Genomic DNA, 11,746 nt, shown 5'->3' with positions numbered 1-11,746 from the left:
TCCGGTCAGCGCCTCCGGCGTGAGGTGCCGAAGATGCTGCGGGTGATCTCCCGCCCGACGACGGTGCCCGCGGAGCGCAGCATCGATCGGAAGGCCGACGACTGGACGACCTGCTCGACGAGGCCGGGCTCCGCCTTGGGTGTCCGGCGCCGGTCGGGGGACGTCGGAGTGCTCACGGGTGATGCCGGCGGGGCCGGTGCCTGCTGTGGCGTCGGCGCAGCCTGGAGGCGCTTGGCCAGCAGTTCGTAGGCGGACTCGCGGTCCACGACCTCGGCGTACTTCGACCTGAGAGGCGAGGTAGCGATGATGCCGTCCACGGTCGCCGCCGGCGAGGGGTCCATGAGGGAGTTCGGCGCCTTCATCCGGGTCCAGGCTACGGGGGTCGGCACGCCCTTGTCAGACAGGACGGTGACAACGGCCTCCCCGATGCCGAGACTGGTCAGCAGCTCCTCGAGGTCGTAGGCCGTGCGCGGGTAGGTCGCGATCGCCTGCTTGAGCGCCTTCGCGTCGTCGGGAGTGAAGGCGCGCAGGGCGTGCTGGACCCGGTTGCCGAGCTGGCCGAGGACGTCGCCCGGCACGTCCTTGGGTGACTGGGTGACGAAGAAGACGCCGACGCCCTTCGAGCGGATGAGCCGGGTGGTCTGCTCGATCGCGCCGAGGAAGGCCTTGCTCGCGTCATTGAAGAGCAGGTGCGCCTCGTCGAAGAAGAAGACGAGCTTCGGCTTGTCGGGGTCGCCTACCTCGGGCAGGTCGTGGAAGAGGTCCGCGAGCAGCCACATGAGGAACGTCGAGAAGAGCTGTGGCCGGTCCTGCACCTGCGGCAGCTCGAGGCACGACACGACGCCCTTGCCGTCCGAGGTGGTGCGGAGCAGGTCGCTCGTGTCGAACTCCGGCTCGCCGAAGAACTGGTCGGCGCCCTGGTCCTCGAAGGCGATGAGGTTGCGCAGGATGACTCCCGCGGTGGCGGACGAGAGACCGCCGAGCTCCTTGAGGTCGTCCTTGCCCTCGGCGGAGGTGAGGTGGCTGATGACGGCGCGGAGGTCCTTGATGTCGAGCAGGGCGAGGCCGTTCTTGTCGGCGTAGTGGAAGATCAGTCCGAGGCTGCTCTCCTGGGTCTCGTTGAGCCCCAGCACCTTCGACAGCAGGGTCGGGCCGAAGCTCGTGACCGTCGCGCGGATCGGGATGCCCTTGCCGACCCCGCCGAGGGAGTAGAACTCGGTCGGGTAGCCCCGGGCCTCCCACGACATGCCTACCTGCTCGGCGCGTTCGGTGATCTTGGTGCTGCCCTCACCGGGCGAGGCGATGCCGGACAGGTCGCCCTTGATGTCGGCGAGGAAGACCGGCACCCCGGCGTCCGAGAGCTGCTCGGCCATCAGCTGGAGGGTCTTCGTCTTGCCGGTTCCCGTCGCCCCGGCGACGAGGCCGTGCCGGTTGAGGATGCCGAGCGGGATGCGGATCGGGGCGTCGCGGTGGGCCTCCCCGTCGACCACGGCGGCGCCGAGGGCAAGCGTCGGTCCGTCGAAGGCGTAGCCCCTACGGATCTCGTCCAGCAGGGGCGAGCCGACACTGGGCGAGCTGTCCTGGGCGGTGCTCGCGCCGGACGTGGTGGATGGCGGACCGTCGGCCGCTGGAGACGCGGGAACGTCAGTCATCTTCGGCACTGTAGTCCCGCGCCTATGCTGGGTCGGTGATTTTCAAGGCCGTAGGAGACATGCGTCCCTATCCCGACCACGGGCTGGTGAGTGTCAAGGACTGGTCGAGCGTCCCTCCGCGGGTCGTCCAGCTCGGTGAGCTCATCACGACGAAGAGCACCCTCGACCTGCGGGGACTGCTCGCGGACGACTCGACCTTCTACGGCGACCTCTTCCCCCACTGCGTCCAGTGGGAGGGCGAGCTCTATCTGGAGGACGGTCTCCACCGGGCGCTCCGCGCCGCGCTGCAGCAACGCCCGGTCCTCCACGCGCGGGTCCTCGTACTTTCCTGATCAGACCGATACGGTCGGGAGCGCCTCGAGGACGAGACGGAGGGATCGATGACCGCAGAGGACGACGACTACGAGTACCGCGCAAGGCGGCAGCGCCGGGCGACGGTGACAATCGCCGTGCTCCTCCTCGCGCTGGCCGGGGCGTTCTACTACGCCTCGACCTACTTTCGTCAGCCCGTCCCCAAACCGGTGGCCGCCTGCACCACGGTGAAACCGGTCGAGCCCCTGCGGCCTGCGGACGTCTCGGTCAACGTCTACAACGGGACGAAGCGCCACGGCTTGGCCGGGTCGACCTCGCAGGCGCTGGCCAAGCGCGGCTTCAAGATCAAGAAAGTCGCCAACGACCCCCTGAAGCAGACCATCACCAAGTCCGCGGAGATCCGCTACGGCGAGCCCGGGAAACAGTCCGCGGAGCTGCTCGCCCAGCAGGTCCCGGGTGCGGCCCTCGTCAAGGACAAGCGCAAGGACGACACCGTCGACCTCGTCATCGGCAACGCCTGGAAGCAGCTCGGCCCCATCCCCGCCGAGCCGGCCCCCACCCAGACCCTCCCGCTCTGCCCCAACGCCACGTCCGTCCCCTGAGCCCAGAAGGTCTGCCGGTTCAGCTGCCCAACAGCTCGACGGTCAATTCCCCCTCCGCGCGCCCTCATCACCTGCCCCGCTGACAGGTGCAGCGGGCCCCCTGCCCCGCTGAGAGGTGCAGGTCATGAGGGAGGGTGAGGCAGTGTCAGTGGTGGCGGGCAGTCTCGCTTCCGGGGGCAGGAAGCGGAGTTCAGATGTCGATCCGATTCAGTGCCGAGAGGTATGTCGTCAGAGCGCGGCGGCTCGCAGACCTGAGCCAGCGCGAACTCGCAGAGCAGCTCGGGATATCCCGATCGATCGTGAGCCGGCTGGAGACCGGCGAAGTGGTCCCGTCCACGGACCTGCTGAGCAGGATCATGGCGATCGCGGGTCTGCGGCTCGTTGTCGTCGACTCAGATGGGGCCCTGGTCGACCCGGTGTCAGAACACGTCGCCCGTGATAACGCGGGACGTCGTTATCCGGCGCACCTTGACGTGAATCCTGTCGAGATGGCTCCCGCCGCCTACCTGTGGAGGCCGCGCCGCGAGCGTCACGCACCCAGGGCGTGGTTCCAGCTCCGGGAGGAGCGTGACCGGCGTCGCGCGGAGCTTCCGTCCATCGATGACCACCCGACGGTCGGAGATCTCGCGGCCTACCGGCGGATGCTGTTTGAGCAGAAGGCCGCCCGGATGCACGCGCAGGCAGCGGCACGCGCGGCAACCGAGCCGACACTGCCGGACTGCTCGTGCGGACTGGAATGCGAGGAGTCCGGACCCTGCGTGCCCAGCTGCGGCTGCCAGTGCGAGCCGCCGGTGTCGAACCTCGCGTAGGAGCAGGCCCGCCGGCCGAGGCATCCACCCTGACCGACCGACGGACCCGAAGGCGTTTCTCCTCGCGGAGTCAGGCGCCCACGAGGGTCGCGACGAGGAGGGCCTTGATGGTGTGCATCCTGTTCTCTGCCTGGTCGAACACGATCGAGGCCGGTGACTCGAAGACGTCGTCGGTCACCTCGAGCTCCTTGAGGCCGAACTGGTCGTGGATCGCCTGACCCACGGTCGTGTCGAGGTCGTGGAACGCGGGCAGGCAGTGCATGAACTTCACGGCCGGGTTGCCGGTGCGGGCGAGCAGGTCCCCGTTGATCTGGTACGGCGTGAGCAGTTCGATCCGGTCGGCCCAGACGTCCGTTGCCTCACCCATCGAGACCCACACGTCCGTGTGCACGAAGTCGGCGCCGCGCACCCCCTCGTCCACGTCCTCGGTCACCGTGACCCGGGAACCGAGCTGGGCGGCATACCTTTTCGCCTGCGCGATGACGGAGCCGTCCGGCCAGAGCGAGCGGGGAGCCACGATGCGCACATCCATGCCCAGCATGGCCCCGACTGTGAGGAGCGAGTTGCCCATGTTGTAGCGGGCGTCGCCGACGAAGGCGTAGCTGATCTCCTGGTCCGGCTTCGTGCTGTGCTCCCGCATCGTGAGGACATCGCAGAGGGACTGGGTCGGGTGCCACTCGTTCGTCAGGCCGTTCCACACGGGGACGCCGGCCCACGCCGCGAGCGTCTCGACGACCTCTTGGCCGTTGCCGCGGTACTCGATGCCGTCGTAGAGGCGGCCGAGGACGCGGGCGGTGTCCTTGATCGACTCCTTGTGGCCCATCTGCGAGCCGGCCGGGTCCAGATACGTGGTCGAGGCACCCTGGTCGGCGGCCGCGACCTCGAAGGCGGCCCGGGTCCGCGTGGACGTCTTCTCGAAGAGCAGGGCGATGTTCTTGCCCGTGAGTCGTCGCTCCTCGCGGCCCTCGCGCTTCGCTGCCTTGAGCTGGGCGGCGAGGTCGAGCAGGCTGCGGAACTCCTCGGCGGAGACGTCGGTCTCCTTGAGGTAGCTCCGGCCCAGGAGAGCGGAGCGCGAGGTCACGGTCATGGAGCGATGCTTCCAGCCGTGCCTGAGGGCCGCAAAGGAGTCTCAGGCAGTGAGGAGGCAGGTCGCAGGGTGGGCGGTTCGCACACCCGGGCATGGAAAAGGGCCCCCGGCTCGCAAGCCCGGGGCCCTTTCCGAGGGCGGAGGATGGGGGATTTGAACCCCCGAGGGTTTTATCCCAACACGATTTCCAATCGTGCGCACTAGGCCACTATGCGAATCCTCCGCGGGCGAGGTTACCCGAGGTGATGCGTTGGCCGGAAATCCGTCCGGGTGGAGTCAGGACTCGCGGTGCGCCGGGCCCCCGGCCTCGACGACGAAGGACACCGGTGCCGTGAGGTCCGCCGCGGCGAACGCCGCGGCGATCGCGGAGGTCGTCTCCTCGACGGCGTCCACCGGCACGATGGCGATCGAGGACCCACCGAAGCCGCCACCGGTCATGCGCGCGCCGAGCGCGCCCACCGCCCGGGCCGTGTCCGTCGCGAGGTCGAGCTCCAGGCACGAGATCTCGTAGTCGTCGCGCATGGAGGCGTGCGAGGCGTCGAAGAGTCGCCCTAGCTGGGACAGGTCGCCGGACTCGAGGGCCGAGGCGGCGGCCCGGACGCGGTCGATCTCGGTGACGACGTGGCGGACCCGGCGGCGGAGCACGTCATTCGACAGCTTGTCGAGGGCGGGGTCGAGGTCGTCGACGTCCACGTCACGCAGGCTGCCGAGGCCCAGCTCCGCGAGCGCCGCGAGGCACTCGTCGCGCCGGGAGCCGTACTGGCCGTCGGTCAGCTCGTGCGACGCCCGGGTGTCGGTGACGACGAGCGCGCAGCCCTGCGCGGCGAGGTCGAACGGCACCAGGCGGGTCTCCCACGACCGGCAGTCGAGCAGCAGCGCCCGGCGGTCGCGGCAGAGCATCGCGGTGGACTGGTCCATGCCGCCGGTCGGTGCCTGGGCGATCGTGTTCTCGGCGGCGACGCAGGCACGTACGAGCGTGACCCGTCCCGGGTCGCTCCCGAGGAGGTCGAGGCCGGCGAGGTCGCTCACCGCGGCTGCCACGGCGCACTCGAGCGCCGCCGAGCTGGACAGCCCGGCGCCCACGGGTACGGCGGAGTCGACCGCCACGTCGAGGCCGGGGACGTCGTGGCCCTCCCGCTCCAGCGCCCAGAGCACGCCCGCGACGTAAGCCGCCCACCCCGCCGGGTGCCCCGGGCGCACGTCCGTGAGGGCGACCTCCACAGCTGCCGCCTGCTGAGCCGACCACACGCGGAGGGTGCGGTCAGGGCGCCGGGCGGCAGCGACATACGTGCGTTGGGGCAGGCCGATCGGCAGGCAGAGGCCGTCGTTGTAGTCGGTGTGCTCACCGATGAGGTTGACGCGACCCGGGGCCGACCAGACGCCCTCGGGGGAGCGGCCGGTGAGCCGGGAGAAGTCGTCGGCGACCTGCCCGGCGAGCGGTGCACGGCTCACGACGCGACCTCGCGCAGCCGGGCGGCCTGCCGCTCCGGGGGGACGTCGGTGACCCAGCCGCCCACACCGGACTCGGATCCGGCGAGGTACTTCAGCTTGCCGGGCGCCCGGAGGACGGACATGAGCTGCAGGTGGAGGCGGGACGCCTCGCGGCCGGTCCGGGCCGGCGCCTGGTGCCAGGCGGCGATGTAGGGCATCGCCAGCGGTTCCCCGTCCGGGCCCACGTGGTAGCGGTCGAGCCGCCGCAGCAGGTCGCGGTAGACGACGGCCAGGTCGTCGCGCTCCTCGTCGGCGAGGGCCGGCAGGTCGGGCACGTCCCGGTGCGGTGCGAGGTGAACCTCGAGAGGCCAGCGGGCGGCGAAGGGGACGTATGCGGTCCAGTGCTCGGACTCGAGGACGACCCGTGACCCGGCCGTGCGCTCGGCGGCGAGCAGGTCCGCGCCGAGGAGGCGTCCGGTCTTGGCCAGGTGCTCCTCCGCCCGGGCGAGGAGCTGCGCGGTGCGGGCCGGGACGTAGGGGTAGGCGTAGATCTGCCCGTGCGGATGGTGCAGCGTGACGCCGATCTCGCGTCCGCGGTTCTCGAAGCAGAAGACGTGCTCGATCTCCGGCGTCGCCGCCAGCGCGGCCGTGCGTGCCGCCCAGGTGTCGATGACCCGGCGCACCCGGTCGAGCGGCAGGTCCTTGAAGGACGCCTCGTGGTCGCTCGTGAAGCAGACGACCTCGCACCGGCCGAGCGCCGGCCGGGTCTCGAAGAGGCCTGCGGCGTCGCACGATTCGCGTCCGAGCGACACCGGCGCGTAGGACGGGAAGCGGTTCTCGAACACCGCGACCTCGTATGACCTCTCCGGCACCTCCGAGGGCACGCTGCCGCGGCCGGTCGGGCACAGCGGGCACTCGTCCTTCGGCGGCAGGAAGGTTCGCTCCTGCCGGTGCGCGGCCACGGCGACCCAGTCTCCGACGAGGGCGTCCCAGCGCAGCTCGCCGGAGGGGACCCGGTCACCGAGGGGCCGGGTGTCCGTGGCGCACCGGGGAGGCGCGTCCGGGCCGTCGACGTAGACGATCTCGCGGTCGTCGGCCAGGCGCCTGCTGGTGACGCGGTTCATCAGTTGCCACCGTCGGGGTCGACGACGACGAGCTCTCCGGCGTGCTCGGTCACGGCGCGGCGCGCGCCGGGGGGGAGGCCGGAGTCGGTGATGAAGACGTCGGCGTCGTCGAGCCGCCCGAAGGTGCCGAGCCCGACGACGCCCCACTTGGTCGCGTCGGCGAGGACGCACACCCGCAGCCCGGCCCGGATGAGGGCCCGGTTCGTGTCGGCCTCGACGAGGTTCGGCGTGGTCAGGCCTGCCTTGGCGTCGACCCCATGGACGCCGAGGAAGAGCAGGTCGACGTGGAGTGACCCGAGTGCTGCGACAGCGATCGGCCCGACCAGGGCGTCCGACGGGGTCGGGACGCCGCCCGTGAGGATGACCGTCTGACCGGGGCCGCCGGCCTCGTGGAGCAGCTGGGCCGCAGGAAGCGAGTTCGTCACGACGGTGAGCCCGGGCACCGTCACGAGGTGGCGGGCGAGCTCGATCGTCGTCGTCCCGGCGGAGATCCCGATCGCGCTCCCCGGCTCGACGAGGGCCGCCGCGGCTCGGGCAATGGCGCGCTTCTCGGCCTGCTGCAGCAGGGATTTCGCGGCGAAGCCGGGCTCCTCGCTCCGGCGCATCCCCTCGCGGGCGACGGCACCGCCGTGGACGCGCTCGACGACGCCGTCCGAGGAGAGCCGGTCGATGTCGCGGCGGATCGTCATGTCCGAGACCCCGAGCCGGTCGACGAGCTCGGAGATCCGGACCGCCCCCTCCCGCTCGACGAGCTCGGCGATGGCGGAGCGGCGCTGGCTGGCGAGCACGGGCGTCTCCTCTGGGTCCGGGCGGGTGCGTCCGGCGCTCCCGGCGCTCCGGGGCGCTGCCGAACGGTCAACAAACTTTAACAATTTCTTACACGTCTTGACACTTTCGAACAAGTGCCGCCACGATCGGACCAGTGCCGCGCAGTGGGTCGCGGGCTTGTGTCGCCGGGGATGCAGGGAGCGGGTCATGGGAGCGGACGGGCTGGTCGTCCATCCTGTCCGATTCGGACAAGCCATCGGACAGGATCGGACAGTGTCGTCGCCTCCTGCACCGATCTCGTTGCGCCCTCACCAGCCACGCTGGTCCAATCGCGCCATGACACCGGTGTCACCCAGGGCGACAGCCACCCGGCCGACCATGGCCGACGTCGCCGCGGAGGCGAATGTCTCGGTCAAGACGGTGTCGCGCGTCGTCAACCACGAGCCCGGCGTCCGACCGGACACCGCGGCACGGGTCATCGCCGTCATCGAGCGGCTCGGGTTCCGCCGGGTCGACACCGGCCGCCACCTCCGGCTGGGCCGCACCTACACGATCGGGCTCGTCGTCGAGGACCTCGCCAACCCGTTCTACTCCCAGATCGGCGCCGCGGTGGAGCGCGAGGCGCGGATCCGCCAGCACCAGCTCATCACCGCCTCCGCGGAGGGCTCGCCCAGCCGCGAGCGGGCCGTGCTCGCCGAGCTCGTCGCCCGCCGCGTCGACGGCCTCGTCGTCGTGCCGGCCGGTGCGACCCCCAGCGTCGATGCCGATGTCCTCGCGAGCGGCACGCCGATCGTCTACCTCGACCGCCCGGTCCGCGGGCAGGCCGACACCATCCTCAGCGACAACCACGGCGGGATCCGGAGCGCCATGGAGCATCTCGTCGCCCACGGGCACCGCCGGGTCGGGTTCCTCGGCGACGACCCCGAGTTCTGGACCGCGCGACAGCGGCGCGAGGCCTTCGCCGGCGTGCACGGGGACCTGCACCTGCCCGACCCGATGCGGATCAGCATGGGTCCCCACACCGTCGCGACGGTCTCCGACGTCATCACCGGGTGGACCTCGGGCAAGGATCCCGTCACCGCCGTCATCACCGGCAACAACCGGATCACCGTCCACACCCTCCGGGCGATGCGCCGGCTCGACCTGCCGCTCGCCCTCGTCGGCTACGACGACTTCGAGCTCGCGGACCTCGTCGACCCGCCCGTCACGGTGATCCACCAGGACCCGACGGCCATGGGGCAGAAGGCAGCCCAGCAGCTCTTCGTCCGGCTCCTCGGCGAGGAGGCCCCGGCCACCACCGTCGTCATGCCGACCCGCCTCATCGTCCGGGGATCGGGCCGCCCACACCCCGCCGCCGCTGCCGCGGTGAGCGCCGTCCGACCCGAGTCAGGAGGCCAGCGCGTATGACGCTGAGCTCGTCCCCGTCCGCGCCCACGGTCCCCATCCGGCTGGGAGTCAACACTCCCCACCGCTTCTACCGTGGCGGCCGCAAGATCCTCGCGTTCCGAGGTCTTGAGGTCCCGGGCGGCTTCGACGGCTACCGGCCGGAGGACTGGCTCGCCTCCACGACGAGCCTGTTCGCCGAGGGCGGCGATGGGCAGACGGTCCTGCCCGACGGGACGGACCTGGCCACCGCTCTCGAGGCCGACCCCAACGGGTGGCTCGGCGCGGACCATGCCGCGGCCTATGGCGCGGAGCCCAACATCCTCACCAAGCTGCTCGACGCCGGCGAACGGCTCCCCGTGCACTCCCACCCGGACCGGGCCTTCGCGGCGCGCCACCTCGACTGCGCGCACGGCAAGACCGAGGCCTGGATCGTGCTCGACGCAGACCCGGGCGCCGCGGTCTGGCTCGGGTTCCGCGAGGACCTCGACGCCGAGACCCTCGCCGGGCTGGTCGAGGCACAGGACGACCGGCTCCTCGAGGCGCTCAACCGGGTCGAGGTGAGCCGGGGCGACACGGTCCTCGTCCCCGCCGGGCAACCGCACGCCATCGGCGAGGGCGTCTTCGTCCTCGAGATCCAGGAGCCGACCGACCTGTCGGTCATGCTCGAGCACGCGCGCTTCGGGCTCGAGGAGGCCCACGCCTTCCTCGGCCTGCCGCGACCCGTCGCGCTCGAGAGCGTGGAGCGGCACCGCCTCGGCACGGGGCGGCTCACCGAGCTGCGCCGCACGTGGACCGACGTCGTCGGCACCGCGAGCGCGCTGCCCGACGAGGCTGCCGACTTCTTCCGGGCCGAGGTCGTCACCGCCACCGAGGGCGGGCCCGTCCTCATCCCGGGCGGGTTCGCCGTCACCGTCGTCGTCGCAGGTGTCGGCACGCTCTCGACCGGCACCGCTCCCGGCGAGGCCGGCAGCGACGCCCACCAGTCCCTCCCGATCCGATCCGGTGACGTGCTGCTCGTCCCCGACGCGGCCGGTCCGGTCCGCCTCGACGGCGACGTCACCCTCATCCGGTGCCTGCCGCCCAGCCCTGGGCAGGCGCCGGCCCACCCCACAGACCAGTCATCCGGACCGCGGGTGGCTCAGCCGTCGACGGGCGCCCCCCAGGCGTGACGTCGACGGACCGATGAAGGAGAAAGACATGCGCAGCAGGAACGTTGCATCCGCAGCGATCGCCGGTCTCGTCGCGGTGGCGCTCGCGGCGTGCGGCAGCAACACCCAGACCGGCGACAACGGCAACGCCAACGCACCGACGACGCCGCTCCAGACGACGTCGGGCGGCGCCGGGGGCGACGTCGGGGTCTTCACCTGGTGGGCCGCCGGCTCGGAGAAGAAGGGCCTCGACGCGCTCGAGGAGCTCTTCAAGCAGCAGTATCCCAACGACAAGTTCGTCAACCTCGCCGTCGCGGGTGGCGCGGGCTCGAACGCGAAGGCCAAGCTCGCCTCCGACCTGCAGAACAACCAGCCGCCGGACTCCTTCCAGGGTCACGCCGGCGCCGAGCTGATGGACTACATCGACAAGAGCCAGATCGAGCCGGTCAACGACGTCATCAAGGCGCTCGGTGGCGAGTCGGTCTTCCCGAAGGACCTGCTCGACCGGCTCACCGTCGACGGCAACATCTACTCGGTCCCGTCGAACATCCACCGCGCCAACGTCGTCTGGGCCAACACGGCCGTCCTCAAGAAGGCCGGGATCAACGAGGTGCCCAAGGACCTCAAGGCGTGGATGGCCGACATGGACAAGATCAAGGCGTCCGGCGTCGCCACCCCGCTGTCCGTCTCCGGCACGTGGACGCAGGTCCAGCTCTTCGAGAACGTGCTCATCGCGGACCTGGGTGTCGACGGCTACAGCGGCCTGTTCGACGGCAAGACCAAGTGGGACTCGGCCGAGGTCAAGCAGGCGGTGGCCGACTACAAGAAGCTGCTGAGCTACGCCAACACCGCCTCCGACGGTGACGACTGGCCCGTCGCGACCGACATGGTCATCGACGGCAAGGCCGCCTACAACGTCATGGGCGACTGGGCCGTGGCCGAGTTCAACGACAAGGGCAAGAAGCAGGACCAGGACTGGACCTGGTTCGCCACGCCCGGCACCGACGGCGTCTTCGACTTCCTCGCCGACTCCTTCACGCTCCCCAAGGGCGCGAAGAACCCCGGCGGCACGAAGGACTGGCTCATGCTCATCGGCTCGGCCGAGGGCCAGAAGGCGTTCAACCTCGCCAAGGGCTCGATCCCCGCGCGGACCGACGTCCCCGCGAGTGACTTCCCGGCCTACCAGCAGGGCGCCATGAAGGCCTTCAAGGAGGACAAGATCGTCTCCTCGATCGCCCACGGCGCCGCCGTCTCCCTCGCCTGGAACGCCGACATCTCGACGGCGATCTCGAAGTTCTACGCCTCCAAGGACGAGAACGGACTCGTGAGCGACCTCGCGGCCGCCGCGAAGAAGAACCAGGGCTGAGCTCCGCTCAGCGCCAAAACCACTGGACGTATGCCGCTGGGCCGGCTCAGCGGCATACGTC

General features: G+C 70.7%; 11 protein-coding genes and 1 tRNA gene. 6 read left to right on the top strand and 6 right to left on the bottom strand.

The window, feature by feature from the left end; genetic code table 11:
• Nucleotides 1–5: 5 nt before the first annotated feature.
• Nucleotides 6–1,652: a helicase HerA-like domain-containing protein gene (locus tag ACTHJJ_RS02985; protein ID WP_440301449.1), complete on the bottom strand. Its 1,647-nt coding sequence runs from the start codon at nucleotides 1,650–1,652 to the stop codon at nucleotides 6–8.
• A gap of 35 nt (nucleotides 1,653–1,687) precedes the next feature.
• Between ACTHJJ_RS02985 and ACTHJJ_RS02980 the strand changes: the two genes are divergently transcribed.
• From ACTHJJ_RS02980 to ACTHJJ_RS02970, 3 genes are all read left to right on the top strand, one after another.
• Entirely contained in the window at nucleotides 1,688–1,984 is a 297-nt protein-coding gene (locus ACTHJJ_RS02980) for a type II toxin-antitoxin system VapB family antitoxin (protein ID WP_440301448.1), read from the top strand.
• Nucleotides 1,985–2,032: 48 nt separating this feature from the next.
• Nucleotides 2,033–2,566: a LytR C-terminal domain-containing protein gene (locus ACTHJJ_RS02975; protein WP_440301447.1), complete on the top strand. Its 534-nt coding sequence runs from the start codon at nucleotides 2,033–2,035 to the stop codon at nucleotides 2,564–2,566.
• Nucleotides 2,567–2,760: 194 nt separating this feature from the next.
• Entirely contained in the window at nucleotides 2,761–3,375 is a 615-nt protein-coding gene (locus tag ACTHJJ_RS02970; protein WP_440301446.1) for a helix-turn-helix domain-containing protein, read from the top strand.
• Between the two features lie 70 nt (nucleotides 3,376–3,445).
• Here the strand turns inward: ACTHJJ_RS02970 and argF are convergent, their stop codons facing one another.
• The 5 genes from argF to ACTHJJ_RS02945 all read right to left on the bottom strand — a co-directional run bounded on the left by argF (nucleotide 3,446) and on the right by ACTHJJ_RS02945 (nucleotide 7,805).
• On the bottom strand, nucleotides 3,446–4,462 hold the full coding sequence (argF, locus tag ACTHJJ_RS02965; RefSeq protein WP_440301445.1) for an ornithine carbamoyltransferase: 1,017 nt from the start codon (nucleotides 4,460–4,462) through the stop codon (nucleotides 3,446–3,448).
• A gap of 138 nt (nucleotides 4,463–4,600) precedes the next feature.
• A tRNA-Ser gene (locus tag ACTHJJ_RS02960) sits at nucleotides 4,601–4,685 on the bottom strand.
• 53 nt (nucleotides 4,686–4,738) lie between these two features.
• Complete coding sequence (gene galK / locus ACTHJJ_RS02955) at nucleotides 4,739–5,914, bottom strand: galactokinase (protein ID WP_440301444.1); 1,176 nt, start codon at nucleotides 5,912–5,914, stop codon at nucleotides 4,739–4,741.
• A complete protein-coding gene (gene galT / locus ACTHJJ_RS02950; RefSeq protein ID WP_440301443.1) occupies nucleotides 5,911–7,017 on the bottom strand; it encodes a galactose-1-phosphate uridylyltransferase in 1,107 nt (368 codons plus the stop codon). Before galT ends, galK begins: the two co-directional genes overlap by 4 nt.
• Complete coding sequence (locus tag ACTHJJ_RS02945; protein WP_440301442.1) at nucleotides 7,017–7,805, bottom strand: DeoR/GlpR family DNA-binding transcription regulator; 789 nt, start codon at nucleotides 7,803–7,805, stop codon at nucleotides 7,017–7,019. Before ACTHJJ_RS02945 ends, galT begins: the two co-directional genes overlap by 1 nt.
• 316 nt (nucleotides 7,806–8,121) lie before the next feature.
• Between ACTHJJ_RS02945 and ACTHJJ_RS02940 the strand changes: the two genes are divergently transcribed.
• From ACTHJJ_RS02940 to ACTHJJ_RS02930, 3 genes are read left to right on the top strand one after another with little or no spacing between them, the layout of a single operon-like run.
• Nucleotides 8,122–9,192 carry a LacI family DNA-binding transcriptional regulator gene (locus ACTHJJ_RS02940; protein WP_440301441.1) on the top strand — a complete coding sequence of 357 codons (1,071 nt, stop codon included), beginning with the start codon at nucleotides 8,122–8,124 and terminating at the stop codon, nucleotides 9,190–9,192.
• A complete protein-coding gene (locus ACTHJJ_RS02935) occupies nucleotides 9,189–10,340 on the top strand; it encodes a class I mannose-6-phosphate isomerase (protein ID WP_440301440.1) in 1,152 nt (383 codons plus the stop codon). The genes ACTHJJ_RS02940 and ACTHJJ_RS02935 overlap by 4 nt, the downstream gene beginning before the upstream one ends.
• A 28-nt stretch (nucleotides 10,341–10,368) precedes the next feature.
• On the top strand, nucleotides 10,369–11,685 hold the full coding sequence (locus ACTHJJ_RS02930; protein WP_440301439.1) for an ABC transporter substrate-binding protein: 1,317 nt from the start codon (nucleotides 10,369–10,371) through the stop codon (nucleotides 11,683–11,685).
• The last annotated feature ends 61 nt before the right edge of the window (nucleotides 11,686–11,746 follow it).

It is taken from the genome of Intrasporangium sp., assembly GCF_051961875.1.
Classification (GTDB): domain Bacteria; phylum Actinomycetota; class Actinomycetes; order Actinomycetales; family Dermatophilaceae; genus Intrasporangium_A.
This window is presented reverse-complemented; position numbering and strand designations above follow the sequence as displayed.

Excerpts from the sequence above, each read along its gene's own strand:
- ACTHJJ_RS02985 (WP_440301449.1), bottom strand. The coding sequence starts at position 1,652 with ATGACTGACGTTCCCGCGTCTCCAGCGGCCGACGGTCCGCCATCCACC.
- ACTHJJ_RS02975 (WP_440301447.1), top strand. The coding sequence starts at position 2,033 with ATGACCGCAGAGGACGACGACTACGAGTACCGCGCAAGGCGGCAGCGC.
- ACTHJJ_RS02970 (WP_440301446.1), top strand. The coding sequence starts at position 2,761 with ATGTCGATCCGATTCAGTGCCGAGAGGTATGTCGTCAGAGCGCGGCGG.
- argF (WP_440301445.1), bottom strand. The coding sequence starts at position 4,462 with ATGACCGTGACCTCGCGCTCCGCTCTCCTGGGCCGGAGCTACCTCAAG.
- galT (WP_440301443.1), bottom strand. The coding sequence starts at position 7,017 with ATGAACCGCGTCACCAGCAGGCGCCTGGCCGACGACCGCGAGATCGTC.
- ACTHJJ_RS02940 (WP_440301441.1), top strand. The coding sequence starts at position 8,122 with ATGACACCGGTGTCACCCAGGGCGACAGCCACCCGGCCGACCATGGCC.
- ACTHJJ_RS02935 (WP_440301440.1), top strand. The coding sequence starts at position 9,189 with ATGACGCTGAGCTCGTCCCCGTCCGCGCCCACGGTCCCCATCCGGCTG.
- ACTHJJ_RS02930 (WP_440301439.1), top strand. The coding sequence starts at position 10,369 with ATGCGCAGCAGGAACGTTGCATCCGCAGCGATCGCCGGTCTCGTCGCG.